The sequence below is a fragment of the Leisingera aquaemixtae genome, assembly GCF_001458395.1.
In the GTDB taxonomy this organism is placed as follows: Bacteria; Pseudomonadota; Alphaproteobacteria; order Rhodobacterales; family Rhodobacteraceae; genus Leisingera; species Leisingera aquaemixtae.
Map to the genome: position 1 here is coordinate 66,179 of NZ_CYSR01000030.1, position 15,434 is coordinate 81,612.

At 63.9% G+C, this 15,434-nt stretch carries 12 protein-coding genes; 4 read left to right on the forward strand and 8 right to left on the reverse strand.

All coding sequences use genetic code 11. The annotated features are described in order from the left end of the window. Window positions 1-5: 5 nt before the first annotated feature. Both PHA8399_RS13945 and ssb read right to left on the reverse strand, forming a co-directional pair. The gene (locus tag PHA8399_RS13945) at window positions 6-2,213 is read right to left on the reverse strand and encodes a methyl-accepting chemotaxis protein (protein WP_158509270.1); all 2,208 of its coding nucleotides are present in this window, start codon (window positions 2,211-2,213) and stop codon (window positions 6-8) included. Window positions 2,214-2,577: 364 nt separating this feature from the next. Beyond that, a complete protein-coding gene (ssb, locus tag PHA8399_RS13950) occupies window positions 2,578-3,108 on the reverse strand; it encodes a single-stranded DNA-binding protein (protein WP_058286735.1) in 531 nt (176 codons plus the stop codon). A gap of 232 nt (window positions 3,109-3,340) precedes the next feature. Between ssb and PHA8399_RS13955 the strand changes: the two genes are divergently transcribed. From PHA8399_RS13955 to PHA8399_RS13965, 3 genes are all read left to right on the forward strand, one after another. Further along, window positions 3,341-3,925 carry a lytic transglycosylase domain-containing protein gene (locus PHA8399_RS13955; protein WP_058286736.1) on the forward strand — a complete coding sequence of 195 codons (585 nt, stop codon included), beginning with the start codon at window positions 3,341-3,343 and terminating at the stop codon, window positions 3,923-3,925. Window positions 3,926-4,081: 156 nt separating this feature from the next. Next, entirely contained in the window at window positions 4,082-4,456 is a 375-nt protein-coding gene (locus PHA8399_RS13960; protein WP_058286737.1) for a hypothetical protein, read from the forward strand. Window positions 4,457-4,636: 180 nt separating this feature from the next. Then, window positions 4,637-6,076, forward strand: a complete 1,440-nt coding sequence (locus PHA8399_RS13965; RefSeq protein ID WP_158509271.1) for a tetratricopeptide repeat-containing sulfotransferase family protein — start codon at window positions 4,637-4,639, stop codon at window positions 6,074-6,076. A gap of 105 nt (window positions 6,077-6,181) precedes the next feature. Here PHA8399_RS13965 and PHA8399_RS13970 read toward each other — a convergent pair whose 3' ends face one another. The 6 genes from PHA8399_RS13970 to miaA form a co-directional block, all read right to left on the reverse strand. Continuing rightward, window positions 6,182-8,272, reverse strand: a complete 2,091-nt coding sequence (locus tag PHA8399_RS13970; RefSeq protein ID WP_058286739.1) for a dipeptide ABC transporter ATP-binding protein — start codon at window positions 8,270-8,272, stop codon at window positions 6,182-6,184. Window positions 8,273-8,374: 102 nt separating this feature from the next. Beyond that, window positions 8,375-9,589 (reverse strand): ABC transporter permease, encoded by a 1,215-nt coding sequence (locus tag PHA8399_RS13975; protein ID WP_058286740.1) that lies wholly within the window; start codon window positions 9,587-9,589, stop codon window positions 8,375-8,377. Between the two features lie 15 nt (window positions 9,590-9,604). Then, complete coding sequence (locus tag PHA8399_RS13980; RefSeq protein ID WP_058286741.1) at window positions 9,605-10,657, reverse strand: ABC transporter permease; 1,053 nt, start codon at window positions 10,655-10,657, stop codon at window positions 9,605-9,607. 122 nt (window positions 10,658-10,779) lie between these two features. Then, window positions 10,780-12,444 (reverse strand): ABC transporter substrate-binding protein, encoded by a 1,665-nt coding sequence (locus tag PHA8399_RS13985; RefSeq protein ID WP_058286742.1) that lies wholly within the window; start codon window positions 12,442-12,444, stop codon window positions 10,780-10,782. Window positions 12,445-12,747: 303 nt separating this feature from the next. Beyond that, the gene (locus PHA8399_RS13990; protein WP_058286743.1) at window positions 12,748-13,560 is read right to left on the reverse strand and encodes a helix-turn-helix transcriptional regulator; all 813 of its coding nucleotides are present in this window, start codon (window positions 13,558-13,560) and stop codon (window positions 12,748-12,750) included. A gap of 126 nt (window positions 13,561-13,686) precedes the next feature. Then, the gene (miaA, locus tag PHA8399_RS13995; protein ID WP_058287271.1) at window positions 13,687-14,547 is read right to left on the reverse strand and encodes a tRNA (adenosine(37)-N6)-dimethylallyltransferase MiaA; all 861 of its coding nucleotides are present in this window, start codon (window positions 14,545-14,547) and stop codon (window positions 13,687-13,689) included. A gap of 128 nt (window positions 14,548-14,675) precedes the next feature. Between miaA and pyrH the strand changes: the two genes are divergently transcribed. Beyond that, window positions 14,676-15,425 (forward strand): UMP kinase, encoded by a 750-nt coding sequence (pyrH, locus tag PHA8399_RS14000; protein ID WP_058286744.1) that lies wholly within the window; start codon window positions 14,676-14,678, stop codon window positions 15,423-15,425. The last annotated feature ends 9 nt before the right edge of the window (window positions 15,426-15,434 follow it).

Sequence of the window (15,434 nt, forward strand, 5' to 3'; positions counted from 1 at the left end):
CCGTCTCAGGCCGCGGCGCTGCCGGGGTCATAGCCGCTCTGATCGTCGTCAAAGTCGATAGCCCTGTGCGGCGCGGCCCCGTTTGACGGGCGGGGGAGCGCATCCAGCGGCCCGGACGCCTGCGGCACGGTGAACTGGGTGACAAGCTCCCGCAGTTCCTGTGCCTGCTCGGACAAGGAGGTGGTGGCGGCGGTGGTCTGCTCGGCCATGGCGGCATTCTGCTGCGCCATCACTTCCAGTTCTCCGACGGCAGTGTTGACGTCGCCCATCTGCACCGACTGCTCCTTGATATTGCCGGCGATTTCAACGACCAGGTTGGAAATCTCCCCGACCTGCTCGTTCACGCTGGACATTGCCTGGCCGGCCTGATCGACAAGCGCGGCGCCGTTCTTGACCTGCTCGGAGCTGCGCGCGGTCAGCTCGTCGATCTGCTGCACCGCGTCGGCACAGCGCTGCGCCAGCATGCGCACCTCGCTGGCGACCACCGCAAAGCCGCGGCCCGCTTCGCCGGCCCGCGCCGCCTCGACCCCTGCATTCAGCGCCAGCAGGTTGGTCTGGAAGGCGATATCCTGGATCACTTTGGTGATCTGCGAGATTTCCTGCGAGGATTCCTGCAGCTTGTCCATCGCCACAATGGTGTTCTTCACCACCTGGTCGCAGGATGCAACGCCGCTTTGGGCGCTGTCGGCCAGCCGTTCGGCACGGTCTGCGTTTTCCGCTGAATGCTGCACGCTGGCGGTCAGCTCGCGCATCGCATGGGTGGTTTTCTCCAGCGTCGCCGATTCCGCCTCGGTGCGGTGCGCCAAATCCATCGACGCTTCGGCAATCGACTTGGTGCTTTCGTCGACGCTGCTGGTCAGTTCGCCGATGGAAGAGACCGCTTCGCTCAGCGCTTTCAGAGAGTCATTGAAGTCCATCCGAATCGATTTGAACTCGACGGGGAAGAATTCCTGGATCGGATTGTCCAGCCGCTTGTTCTGGAGGTCCAGCAGGGCGGCTCCGATGCGGCGGGCAACCGACAGGATTTCCTCGCGGCGCTCTTCTTCGGCCCGGGTTTCTTCTTCCTGCTTCTTCTGGGTCACGGTGCGCAGCTCGACAACATTGCGCGCGACGGCACCGATCTCGTCCCGGCGGCTGGCACCGGTAACTTCGGCATTGGCGTCGCCGTTGGCAAGTTTCTTCAGGGCACTGTTCAGCACCGACAACCCTTTGGTCATATCGCGCGCAATGACAAGGCTCAGCGCGAGAACGAGAGCTAGCAGCACGACGGCGAAAATAGCCATCTCGGTCAGCAGGAGCTTGTTCTGCGCATCGTAAGCGGCCATGTCTTCTTCGAGGTGCTGGATTAGAATGGACTCCTTGCCCCGCAGCACCTTGAGCATGTCAGTTGCCGCTGAAAACCAGGTTTCCGCGTCCAAGTTGGACAGATCGCCCCCGGTCAAGACTGCCTGCCGGATCTCCTCAAATCTTTTCATTTCGGGTGTTGATTCCAGAGCGGCCACGGCGTTGCGGTCTTCGACTGTTGCAAAGTCGAGGAAACGCTCCAAACGTTCCTTGAAACGTTCGTGTGTGGCGACGAAAACTTGGAAATCTGCAGGGGTCCAGCCGTTTGCGAAACCGACGGCGCCGGCAGCCCGTTCCAACCCGGCAGCGTCTTTAGCCCGCAAGTACAGAGACAGAGCAACAGCTTCCTGGGAGATTCGGGGATCATCAATCTTTTGTGCAACGGAAAGCCCGGCCTGGATCAATGCTGTGTTCAAGTTGGTATAAAATTCCACTGCCGTGCGCACCGGCACGGAACGGTTGGCTATCTGCTGGCGGACTTCCTTTTTGCGGGCCAGCTCGGTTTGGACGACGCGGAATGACTGCAGGGCTTCACCGCTCAGCCCGTCGCGATCGACCACCGCCAGCCGGGAGAGAAAGTCGGCCGTTGCCTCGTCATTCTGCTGCCGGATCTTGACCAGCGCTTCTGGCATTACAGTGGTTTCCCCGCCGAGGTAGCCGGCGCTCATCCCGCGTTCGACCTGCAGTAAGTGCACCAAGGTGCTGGTGCTTTCCAGCAGTTCTCCGGCCAGCACAGTGTTCACCTGCGCCCGCTGATACAGCTCTAACAACTTGTTGCCCATGAACCAGAGGCTGAGAAGCAGCGGCGCCGCCAACAGCATGGTGATCTTCACCTTTATCGACAGGTGCTGGAGAAAACGCATACCCATAACTTGAACCCTTGTTGCACATGTATCGCTTTGGTTGTGCCCACCATGCAGGACCTCCCTTAATATTCGGCTACTTTGAGGGCAGGGCAGGATACGCGGCAAAGCCGCCGGGAACCGGCACCGGCAGCCGCAGGCGGCCGGGCGGTGCGCGCAGATTAGGGAATTGGATTCATTAGGAAAAGTATGGAAGCCGGCAGGCCGCAGGCGCATTCTGCGGCCGCGGTGAAGAGAGGGGCAGGCCGTTCACCGGAAGAAAAACGCCCCTGCGCAAATCGTTAAATCGTCGAAAAGCACGGTGATAATTCGAAAAGCCCCCAAGGCTCGGGGCCTGGGGGCTTTGCTGTTGGGTTCTGCTGACGCGCGTTTAGAAGGGGATTTCGTCGTCGTCGATATTGTGGGAGGCGCCGCCGCCGTAGCCGCCGCCACTGCCGCCGCCGCTGCCGCCGCCTTGGGACCCGCTGTCATAGCCGCCACCGTAGCCGCCGCCCTGGCCGCCGCCGCCATAGCTGCCACCGCCTTGGCCGCCGCCGCCGCCGCCTTCGCCGCGGCCGTCAAGCATGGTCAGGGTGGAGCCGAAGCCTTGCAGCACGATCTCGGTCGAGTAGCGGTCCTGGCCGCTCTGGTCCTGCCACTTGCGGGTCTGCAGCTGGCCTTCGACATAGACCTTGGAGCCCTTGCGCAGATACTGCTCGCATACCCGCACCAGGCCCTCGCTGAAGACCGCGACGGAGTGCCATTCGGTCTTTTCGCGGCGCTCGCCGGTGTTGCGGTCCTTCCAGGTTTCCGAAGTGGCAATGCGCAGGTTGCAGACCTTGCCGCCGTTCTGGAAGCTGCGCACCTCGGGGTCGCGGCCCAGGTTGCCGATAAGCATGACTTTATTGAGTGAGCCGGCCATAGGGTTCCGTCCTTTAGTTTCTGATCGTCTTGTCCAGCAGCGGCAGGGCTCGAATCCGGCCCCGCTGCGTTCCGGCGACAGTATAGCCCCATGACCAGGGTGAAAAGCAGGCATCTGTGGATGCTTTCGGCAGCACGGCGGCCGGATTTACGGCGGTTTGCGCCGGTGTTGCTTTAATTTTGTTTCGCATTGGGTATATTGCGCGCAGTGGGACAGTATCAGGACAGCGGAAATGCGCAAAGCCGTTGCGGGGTTGGTGATCGCGGTTGTCGGGGCAGGGCAGCCAGTGGCGGCCGATGTTCTTAGCACGAAAAACCGGCGGGACCTGTTCGCTGCCCATACCCGTGTGCTGGATGGCCGCGCGGCGGCGCAGTACAAGAACTCCGCCCGGTTGCAGCCGCAGACCTATGGGATCCCCTCTGCCGCGGGCACGCTGCCGTATAGCGGCAAGTACCGCGGGCAGTATCTGGACATGGCGCGCGATGCCGCGCGCCAGCATGGCGTGCCCGAAGACCTGTTCCTGCGCCTGGTTCAGCAGGAGAGCAACTGGAACCCGAATGCCAAATCGCACAAGGGGGCGCTGGGGCTGGCGCAGCTGATGCCTGCCACGGCGCGGGCGCTGGGGGTCAACCCGGCGGTGCCGAAGCAGAACCTGGACGGCGGCGCCCGCTACCTGGCGCGGCAGTTTCGCAAGTTCGGCTCCTGGCGGCTGGCGCTGGCGGCCTATAACGCCGGGCCGGACGCGGTGGTGAAACACGGCGGCGTGCCGCCTTACAAGGAAACCCAGAACTATGTGAAGAAGATCTGGGGCAGCTAAGACTGCCGGCGCGGCCGCACGGGCGCGGCCTGGATGATCTCTGCCCGCGGGTTAATCTGTGGATAACTATTCTTAATGCCCCGTTAACTCCAACGGGACGTCATGCATTTGCCTTAATTTTTCGTGAATCTGACGCCAAGTTCAGGAGGGAATGCATTGTATATCAACGGCTTCGACGACCGCATTGACCGGGTTGACTGGCAGCCGAGCGCTGTGCCCACGCGCAAAGTGGTCGACAGCGTTCTGGGCAGCCGGCAGCCGCGGCAGCCGCGCAGCGCCGTCCTGAGCCTGGCTGGCGCGGTGACGGGGCTTGTGATCGGCGTGGGTCTTAAGGGCATGGTGCTGCCCGGTTCACCCTGGGGGCCGGGCACCGGGCTGGCGGGCGCGATCGGCGGCAGCCTGGCGCTGGCCGGACTGGCAGCGTCGGTGCCGGGCGCCCTGTTTGCTGCCGTCAAGGGGCAGCAGGCACCGCGGCTTATGCAATTTGCCTCAATGAACCTGCTGATGATCATGATGGTTCTCTGGAGCTGACCGTAACGTCCCCTGCGGGCGTGGGAGAGTGCTGTGGAACCCCATGCGCCGCCGCCGCCGCGCCGCGCATGGGGTTTTGCTTTGCCTGGCGCGCGCGGTGTGTTTACCGCATCTTCACGGCGCTTCGCTATGGTTCTCGGCACCAGCGAAAACCGTGGAGCGAGGATGAACCAGCCCTTGATGCATAACACTTCCGCGCAGCACGGCGCCGGCGCTCTGGAGACTGCCAGTGAACTGGCCAAGGCTGGGAAATACGGCAAAGCACTGCAGCTGCTTTTGGTCTTGCTGCGGCAGGATCCGTCGAATGTCCGGGTGCTGGACCTCACGGCCACCTGCTACCTGGAAATCGGGGACAGCCAGACCGCCGTGCGGCTGCTTGAACTGCTTGCGGACAGCAATCCGGCTCTGCCGCAGGCCTGGGGCAAACTTGCGGCCGTCCGGGCCACCAGCGGCGACAAGGCCGGGGCCGTGCAGGCGTTTGAGCAGGCTCTCAGCCTGGCTCCGGGCGACGTGGGGCTGCTTGCGGCCCGGAACCGGCTGGAACCCTTCGCCAGCGATAGCAGCGCAGCCGCCCGGCTGCGGGCGGCGGTGCAGAACACCGGCGCCTCTCAGCGCGACCGGATCCTGTCGCATTTCGCACTGGGCGTGATTGAGGACCGGGCCGGCGCCCCGGCAACCGCGTTTGACCACTATGCCCAGGCCAACGCCTTGACGGAAACCGGCTATGATCACGCCTTCCAGGACGCGCGGCTGCACGCGCAACTGGCGGCGGACTGGACCGGTGCCGCCTGCGGCGAGGCTGCTGACGCGCCCCGTATGCTGTTTGTGACCGGTCTGCCGCGCAGCGGCACCACGCTGCTGGAAACCTGCCTGACGCGGCACTCGCAAATCGACAGCATCGGCGAGAGCGAGGCGCTGTCCAAAACCGCGGCCGCGGTGCGCCGCTATGCAGCCGGGCGGTATGGCGATACCGGCTGGTGGAACTGGCTGGGGCGGCTAAGCGGTGAAGAATTGGAGCAGTTCCGCACGCTGTTTCTGCACAACGCCTTTCCCATGGGCAGACTGGATGCTGCGGTTGTGGTCGACAAGATGCCGCTCAATTGTTTTGAAATGGGGCTGGCGCACTTCCTGCTCCCCAACGCCAGGTTCCTGTTCTTGTCGCGCCACCCTCTGGACGCCGGGCTGTCGATTTTCACCATGAACTTCGGGGCTGGCCACAGGTATTCCTCCCGGCTGGAGTGGATCGGCCATATGACCCGCTGCGTGTACGGTTCACTTCTCGACTACCAGGCAAAGCTGGGAGAGACGCTGCGGGTGCAATCCTTCGAGGCGCTGGTGACCGGGCCCGAAGCGCAGATCCGGTCCGTCCTGCAGCATGCAGGCCTGGAGTGGGAGGAGGACTGCCTCTCCCCGGAACAGAACACACGCGCCGTGCGGACGGCCTCGCTGATGCAGGTGCGCGACAGCATCAATACCGCGGGGCTGGAAAAATGGCGGCGGTATGAAGCGCAGCTGGAGCCGCTCAAGGAGGCCCTGGGCGGGCAGGCGTGGATTGACCAGTGGCAGCAATGGGACCGGAATGCCGCCAAAACCGGCAGGCTGGTTCCGGACGCCGCCTGAACGCGGCTCTGCCGGGGACCGGGTTGCGGTCTGCCGCAACAGAAAGCGCCGCCGCCTGAGCCCAGGCCGCGGCGCTGTTATATGCACGGCACTTGCCGCCGGAGTTTACTCCGCAGCGACCTTGATCACCGGTTTCATCCGTTCCAGCACCTCGTCGCTCAGGTGGCACTTGACCTGATGGCCGCCGCCCAGCTGGCGCACCGGCGGCACCTCGCGCTCGCACAAACCGCCCGGCACCTCGGACTTCCAGCGGCAGCGGGTCTGGAACGGGCAGCCCGGCGGCGGGTTCATGGCCGAGGGGATATCGCCCTCCAGCACGATGTGCTCCTTCACGACCGAGGTGTCGGCAATCGGCACCGCCGACAGCAAGGCCTCGGTGTAGGGGTGGTAGGGCGGCGCAAAGACCTGATCGGTGGTGCCCAGCTCCACCACATGGCCCAGATACATCACCATCACCCGGTCCGACAGGTAGCGCACGATTGACAGGTCGTGCGAGATGAACAGAAGTGTGGTCTTTTCCTTGCGCTGGATCTCCATCAACAGGTCGGTGACGGCAGCCTGCACCGACACGTCCAGCGCCGAGACGGGTTCGTCCGCCACCACGATGCGGGCGCCGCCGGCAAAGGCACGGGCGATGCCGACGCGCTGCTTCTGGCCGCCGGACAGCTGCCGCGGCATCCGGTCGGCAAAGGCGCGCGGCAGCTTCACCAGGTCCAGAAGCTCCAGCATCCTGCGGCGCCGTTCGGCCTCGGACCCGCCGACACCGAAAATCTCCAGCGCCCGCATGATCTGGCGGCCGACGGTCATCGACGGGTTCAGCGTGTCGAACGGGTTCTGGAACACCATCTGCACGTCGGAGATCGTCTTGGTGTCGCGCTCCTCGATCGGGATCTGCTCGATGTTGCGGTTGTCCAGCAGGATCTGGCCCTCGGTTGCGGTTTCCAGCCCCATCAGAACCTTGGCAAAGGTGGATTTGCCGCATCCGGATTCGCCGACGATAGCGAGGGTTTCGGATTCGCGCGCCTCGAAGCTCAGCGTCTCGTTGGCCTTCACCACCTTCTTTTCGCCGCCGCCGAACAGCGCATTGGCGGCAACCTCATAATATTTCTTGAGGTTCTCCATCTTCAGGATCACCTTGCCGGGTGGCATCTTCTCTTTCTGATCCGCTAGGGTCAGCGGCGCGTTCCAGTCAATTTCCTCGAACCGCAGACAGCGGGTTTCATGCCGGTCGTTTCCATGCACCGGCGCCATCGGGATCACCCGGTCCGCGTCGCAGCGGCCCTCCTCGAAATAGTCGCAGCGGGGGCCGAAGTTGCAGCCGGGCGGGCGCTCGTGGGGCAGGGGGAAGTTGCCCGGGATCGCCACCAGGGGGCGCGCATTCTTGTCGGCGCCGGGCAGCGGGATCGAGCGGAACAGCGCCTGGGTGTAGGGGTGCTGCATCTCGTCGAAGACATCGTGGATCGAGCCGCGCTCCACCGCCTCGCCGGAATACATCACGCAGATACGGTCGCAGGTCTCCAGCACCAGGCCGAGGTTGTGGCTGATGAACAGCATCGAGGTGCCGTATTTCTTGCCCAGGTCCTTGACCAGCTCGACCACCGCGGCCTCCACCGTCACGTCCAGCGCGGTGGTGGGCTCATCCAGGATCAGCAGCGAGGGTTTCGACATCAGCGCCATTGCAATCACGATGCGCTGCTGCTGGCCGCCCGACAGCTGGTGGGGGAAGGAATTCAGAATCCGCTCCGGGTCGGGCAGGCGCACGTCTGTGACCACCTCAAGGGCGCGCTGATAGGCTTCCTTTTCGCTGACGCCCTCGTGGATCACGGGCACTTCCATCAGCTGTTTGCCGATCCTCATCGCCGGGTTGAGCGAGGCCATCGGCTCCTGATAGATCATCGCGATCTCGTTGCCGCGGATGCCGCGCAGCTCCTCGGCGCTCATCTCGCTCAGATCGCGGCCCTTGAACTTGATGGTGCCGCCGACAATGCGGCCGTTCTTGCCCAGGTCCTGCATCACCCCCAGCGCCACAGTGGATTTGCCGCAGCCGCTTTCGCCGACCAGGCCCACGGCCTCGCCCGGCTGCACCGCCACGGAGAAGTCCATCACCGCGGGGATTTCGCGCAGCCGGGTGAAAAAGGAGATCGACAGCTTGTCAATTTCCAGGATCGGGCCGTTATAGTCTGCCATTTTGGTCATGTTTTCGTCTCCCTGTTGAGGCTGGAAGGAACCGGATCCCTTTCTTCTGGCCTCAAATATCCCGGGGGACCGGGGGCTGGCCCCCGGTCCCGCCGGTTCGGATCAGTCTTTCAGGCTCTCTTCGCGCAGGCCGTCGGCCAGCAGGTTCAACCCCAGAACCAGCGTCAGGAGCGCGAAGGCGGGCGGCAGGGCCGGGTGCAGGTAGATCGACAACAGCTTGCGCCCGTCATTGATGGTCGAGCCCCAGTCCGGGCTTTCCGGCGGCAGGCCAAGGCCGAAGAAGCCCAAGGTGCCCAGGAGGATGGTGGTATAGCCGATGCGCAGGCAGAAATCGACGATCAGCGGCCCGCGGGCGTTGGGCAGGATCTCCCACAGCATGATGTACCAGGGGCCTTCGCCGCGGGTCTGGGCGGCAGCCACATAGTCGCGGGTCTTGATGTCCAGGGTCAGGCCGCGGACGATGCGGAACACCGTGGGCGAGTTGACGAAGACCACCGACACGAACACCACGAGGATACCGCCGGGGATGTCGAACATATCCATCGCCCGGGGCAGGCCCCAGATGGCATATTCCGGCGTGTTGATCAGGTAGCCGCCATTGGAGACCAGCTGCAGGTAGAACCAGATGATGGTTCCCAGAACAACCGGCAGCAGCCAGTTCCGCAGCTTGGGGCGGGTGTAATAGCGCGAATTCAGCAGCACCCCGACAAAGATGATCGGGAAGATGAACAGAACGATCGCCATATAGTTCGGCACGCCGGTGGCCACGATCTCGGGCGTCACCAGCAGGTAGAACAGCAGGATCACCGGGAACGCCAGGATCAGGTTCGCCGCAAAGGACAGGAACGTGTCCAGCTTGCCGCCGTAATAGCCCGCGGGCAGGCCCAGGGTGATGCCGACCATAAAGGCAAAAACCGCGGCCATCGGGGCGATCTTGATGACTTCCCAGGCGCCTTTCACCAGGCGGCTGAAGACGTCGCGGGCCAGGTTGTCGCCACCCAGCAGATAGTACGGGTATTCGCCTTCGCCGGCGCCGGGCACCGGGGTGCCGGGCAGCTTGTTCTTCATGCCCGAGACCTGGGACAGCGGGTCGTGGGTGACGATCATGTCCATGGCGCCGTAGATGCCGGTGAACACCCAGAACATCACCAGCGCAAAGCCGATCATGCCGATGGGGCTGTCAAACAGCTTGCCGTACAGGCCCAGCCGCCGCTTGAAGCCGATCGAGAGGGCAAACAGGATCACCATCGAAATCCAGACCGGCGACAGCTGGTAGATGATCCGCAGGGCGATTTCAAAAAAACCAAGGGGTTCCATGCTCAGCTGCCTTCCTCAAGAGATCCGGATACGCGGGTTCAGGTACACATAGCCGATGTCGGAAATCAGCTGAGTGACCAGCACCACGACAACTGAGACCACGGAGACGGCCAGCAGCAGTTCGATGTCGTTGTTGCCCGCCGCTTCCACCAGGACCCAGCCGAAGCCCTTGTAGTTGAACAGGGTCTCGACGATCACCACGCCGTTCAGCAGCCAGGGGAACTGCAGCATGATGACGGTGAAGGGGGCAATCAGGGCGTTCCTCAGCGCATGCTTCAGAACGATGTTGTGAAAGCTCACCCCCTTGAGGCGCGCGGTGCGGATATATTGCGCGGTCATCACCTCGGTCATCGAGGCGCGGGTCATCCGGGCGATGTATCCCATGCCGTAGAGCGCAATGGTCAGCACCGGCAGGAAGAAGTTCTCGAAATTCGGGTTGTCCATCGCCGAGGTGGCGGTGCCCTTGAACCATTTCAGCCCGACTGTGGAGGAGGTGAACACAGCGATGAAGATCACGCCGGAGACATATTCCGGCGTCGCCGTGGTCAGGATCGACGCGGTGGACAGCGTGCGGTCAGTGGCCGTGCCCTCGCGCATCCCGGCCAGAACGCCGATCAGCAGCGCCGAGGGCACCATCAGCATCAGCACCCAGAACATCAGCAGCCCGGTGTTGCCGAGACGTTCGGAGATAATGTCGGAGACTTCATCCTTGAACCGTGTGGAATAGCCCCAGTCGCCCTGCAGAATGCCGCAGAAGGTTGGCGCTTCGGCGGCCTGTTCGGCACTGGCGGTGCCGGTGATGCAGCGGCCGGTCACGCCTTTTTCGGTTTCCCGGGTCCAGCCCGGCAGCACGCCGAGCCACTGGCCGTACTTCGAGACCATGGAGCCGCCATAGCCGTTGGCGTCCAGCCAGCTGGCCACAGCTTCGTCCGACATCCGGAAATTGCCCTGGGTCTTGGCGAGTTTTTCGAGGTTCGGGTAGAGGTTCGTCAGGAAAAACACGATGAACGTCAGGCACAAGGCCGTCAGCAGCATCACGCCCGAGCGTCGGAGAATGAAAAGTCCCATGGGGTCCCCTGTCAGTCTGGCGGATCGGACCCGGTTGCAGGCGCGGGTCTCTTATCGTCTTAGCTGGAGCGCACCGCCCCGGGCGGGGCGGTGCAGGAGGCCGGAGCGGTCCGGGGCGCCTGTCAGGCGGCCCAGCCCCACTTGTAGTGGTGATGCTCAAACGCGATGTGCATGTCGGCACCGGCGACGCCTTCACGCAGATGGCGGTACAGCGAGCGCCAGTAGGGCTGGATGGTGACGCCTTCTTCCTGGATCAGCATCTCGCCCTTCTTGGCGATCTCGCGGCGCTTGTCGGCGTCGGCGATGGACAGCGCTTCGGTCAGCAGCGCGTCGAACTCGGGGTTGGACCAGCCGAATTCGTTCCATGCCTCACCCGATTTATAGGCCAGCGCCCAGATCTGGACACCCAGCGGACGGTGGTTCCAGTTGGTGGAACTGAACGGATACTTCACCCAGTCGTTCCAGAAGGTCGAGCCCGGCAGAACCGTCCGCTTCACCTTGAACCCGGCATCGCGCATCTGCGCGGCCACCGCGTCGGTGGTGTTGCGGCGCCAGTCGTCGTCGATGGACAGCAGCTCGTGCTCAAAGTCCATCATGCCGGCCTCTTCCATCAGCGCGCGGGCGGCTTCGGGATCGGCCTGCAGCGGCGGCAGTTCCGCGTATTCCGGGTGAATCGGGCCGACATGGTGGTTTTCGGCCGGCTCGCCGCGGCCGCCATAGCCCAGCTCCAGGCAGACAGCGTTGTCCACAGCCATCTGGATGGCCTTGCGGACGCGTTTGTCGGCGTAGGGTTTCTTGCCGTCGATTTCCGCCAGCTGGTTCGGGCGGATCACCAGGGTTGCCATGGTGACAACCTCGGATTTCTGATAGCCAAGGCCGTCCAGAACGTCGATGAATTCGCCCACGGATTCATGCAGCATATCGACTTCGTCGGATTCCAGCGCCGCCATCCACGACGACGGGTCGGTGCCGAAGTCGATGTATTCGATGCGGTCCAGGGCGGGCTTGCCAAAGACGGACTCGCCCCACCAGGCGTGATCGGCGTTGCGTTCCAGCGTGGCCTTCACACCCACTTCCAGCTCGGTCAGCAGGTACGGGCCGGTGCCCACGTTGGAGAGGAAGTCGTCGTTCTGGTAGCTGGAGTGCACGACGGCCGCCGGATAGTCGGACATGCCGGCAATCAGCGAGATGTCCGAGGACGGCAGGTTCAGCCTCACGGTATGGCCGTCGATCACTTCGATGCCGCCCTCCACGGCCTTGCCGGAGGCCTCGTCGATCAGGGTGCCGAAACGGCCGGCCATGGAGTTGCCCTCAACCGACTTGTCGCACCAGCCTTCGATGTTGCGGGCCACGTCCTCGGCGGTGAAGTCGTCGCCGTTGTTCCACTTGACGCCCTGACGGACATTCAGCGTGTAAACGGTGGCGTCTTCGTTGATTTCCCAGCTTTCCAGCAGCATCGGGCTGAACGAGCCGTCGTTGTTGTACTCAACCAGGTATTCCAGGGTGCCGCGGGTCTGGTTGCCCATTTCCGACCAGTCATATGTGCGCGGGTCCTTCAGCGGGCGCACGCTCATCTGCACGCGCAGGGTGCCGCCGTCCTGCATGCCCTCGGCGGCCTTGGCCGGCGCCGTCATGCCGATCATGCCATAGGCTGCGGTTGCGGTGACCCCCAGCGCGGTTGCGCGGGTCAGGAATTCGCGGCGGTCGAGCTTGCCTTCGAACACTTCCTTGGCATGCATTTTGGCGGCCCAATGCACCGGTGCTCCGTTGATGGTGTCTTTGGTCATCTAGGTCTCCCTGTTGTAGCGTTTGATCTTAATTATCTTGCGAAACGCCTATCGGCTCAGCGGCTTGCTGAGCGCCTTGTGAAGCGCGTTTTGGATTAAAGTTTCCCCATAGCTGTATTCGGGCAGAGATATGCTCTTTCGTCAATGCACTGTTTCGCCGTTTCACCGCATAAATACGACATTTGCGGCGTCGTTTTCATGGATGGGAAAGGCATGCGGCGGCATACTGTTCAAAACTGCCCAGTACGGGGGCGGATTTCAGCGTCAAGCGCCAAAGATGCAAGAATCTGCTGGCGAATCAACCTATTGGGATTTCGTGCGTGCCGTTTTGCGCAGGGCGCTGGGGGGCTGGCCGGTGTGCTGGGTGATGAACCTGGTGAAATAGGCGGCGCTGCCGAAGCCCAGCTGGCTGGCGATATCGCGGATGGGCAGGTCAGAGGCGATCAGCAGGCTGCGGGCGGAATGCAGCTGACGCTCGGTCAGCAGCGCGGCGGCGGTCTTGCCGGTTTCGGCCTTGCAGACCCGGGTCAGGTGTGTCGGTGTCACCTTCAGCGCCGCGGCATGGTCCGCCATGGTCGCCTGCCGGTCCTGCAGCCCGGCCACCCGCTGGCAATAGGCCAGGCACAGGCGCTGCGCCGCCGTCTGCCGAGCGGCCCGGCCGCCGGGGTCCGACTGGCGGCGCGGGGAAATGGCGGCCAATTCGCAATGCGCCTGCACGGCGCGGCGCCAGAACGGCGCCTGGGCCGACTGCTCGCGGCTGATCGCCTCGAACATGCCCGTCAGCCGGGTTTGCTCCTGCAGGCAGGTGACGCGCTTATGGCAGGACGATGCGGGAAAGGGCGGCAGCAGCGGGCCGGTCACTGTCAGCACGTGACCCAGGCATTGGCGGGAGAATTCGGCGGACCACAACGTGCCGGCCGGGATGAAGATGGCGCTGTGCGGTCCGAACCCGCGCTGCCCGCCATTGAGGCACATGCGGCCCTGTCCGCGGGTGATCCAGATCAGCAGGTGGTCGCTGCGGCTGTGCGACAGGGCGGTTTGCCAGGCGCCGTCCGGGCTCAGGCTGGACAACGGGGCGGCATGAATGTCCGCGGAGAAGTCTGGATCAAATGGCATCTGTTGCCTTGGGCATAAAAAAGATTTGCCGCAACAGGCCAGAAAACGCTGATTCTGGCAAGTTTCCGCCGAGTGAAGCGGAAATTGATTTGGGTTTTACTGAACCGCCGCGTCGGCGGCGCCCGGTTAGGGGAGTGCCACCTGGTGCCAGTCCTTCATCCGGGCGCGGAACCAGCTGCGCTGGCGCTTGGCAAACCGACGGGTGGCGATGGCGGCGCGCTCTTCGGCTTCTGCCAGCGTAAGCTGGCCCCGGGCATAGCCCATCAGCTCCGGCACGCCGATCGCCTTGCAGGAGGGCAGGGCGGGGTCGTAGCGGTCCTGCATCGCCTCAATCTCCGCCATTGCGCCCTGATCCAGCATCAGGCCGAACCGTTTGCGGATGCGGGCCTCCAGCCAGTCCTTACCGGAGTTCAGCACCATTGCTGTGCAGCGGGACAGCGGCAGCGCCGGGGCAGGGGTGTCGTCCTGCCAGCTGGCCAGCGGCCGCCCGGTGGCCTTCAGCACCTCCCAGGCGCGCTGCACCCGGGCACGGTTCTGCAGGTCGATGCGGCTGGCGGTTTTGGGGTCCAGCTCTGCCCGCAGCACCTCCAGCGGCAGGGCGTCGCCTTCTGCCCGCACTGCGGCCGGCGTGGGCGGGATGTCGGCCATGCCTTCGGTCAGGGCGGTAAAGTACAGGCCGGTGCCGCCGACGATAATCGGCCGCTCCGGCCCGTCCAGCAGCGGCAGCACCTCGCGCAGCCAATGGCCGGCGGAATATTCGGCGTCATAGGCCACATGGCCATACAGCGCGTGCGGCGCCCGAGCCTCCTCCTCAGCCGAGGGGCGGGCGGTGATCACCCGCCAGCAGTCATAGACCTGGCTGGCGTCGGCGTTGACGATAACACCGCCCTGGCGCGCGGCAATTTCCAGCGCCAGCGCGGATTTCCCGGAGGCGGTGGGGCCTGCAATCAGCACAGGCAAATCCGGGTCGGTGTCGGGCAGGGTCATGCGGGTGCGGTCCGTTTCCAAGGCCGGTTCCGCAATTCTCGGCGGAAACCGCGCTGCGCGGATTGAAACCGGCAGCGAATTACTCCATTTTGCGCGCAAATTAACCCTCACATCTTCTGGAGCGCAACATGCCTCAACCGCAAGACAAGCCGGATCTGGATCCGGCCGCCGCCTATAAACGCGTCATGCTGAAAATTTCCGGCGAGGCATTGATGGGCGACCAGGGGTTCGGCCTGCACCCGCCGACCGTGCAGCGCATCGCCCGCGAGGTGAAATCGGTGCGCGACATGGGGGTCGAGATCTGCATGGTGATCGGCGGCGGCAACATCTTCCGCGGGCTGTCCGGTTCGGCCCAGGGGATGGAGCGCACCACCGCCGACTACATGGGGATGCTGGCCACGGTGATGAACGCGCTGGCGATGCAGTCGGCGCTGGAGGGCATGGGCGTCTTCACCCGGGTGATCTCGGCGATCCGCATGGATGAGGTGGCGGAACCCTATATCCGCCGCCGCGCCGTGCGCCACCTGGAGAAGAAACGGGTCTGCATCTTTGCGGCCGGCACCGGCAACCCCTATTTCACCACCGACACCGCCGCGACCCTGCGCGCCAACGAGATGGCCTGCGAGGCGATCTTCATGGGCAAGAACGGCGTCGACGGCGTCTATGACAAGGACCCCAAGGTGCACCCCGATGCGGTGCGGTATGATGAAATCAGCTATGATGATGTCTTTGCCAAGCGGCTGAAGGTGATGGATGCCTCCGCCATTGCCCTGGCGCGCGACAACAACCTGCCGCTGATCGTGTTCCCGCTGGATGAGCCGGGCGGCTTCCGCGGTATCCTGTCGGGCAAGGGGACCTACACCAAGGTCCAGGGCTAAACGCCCGCA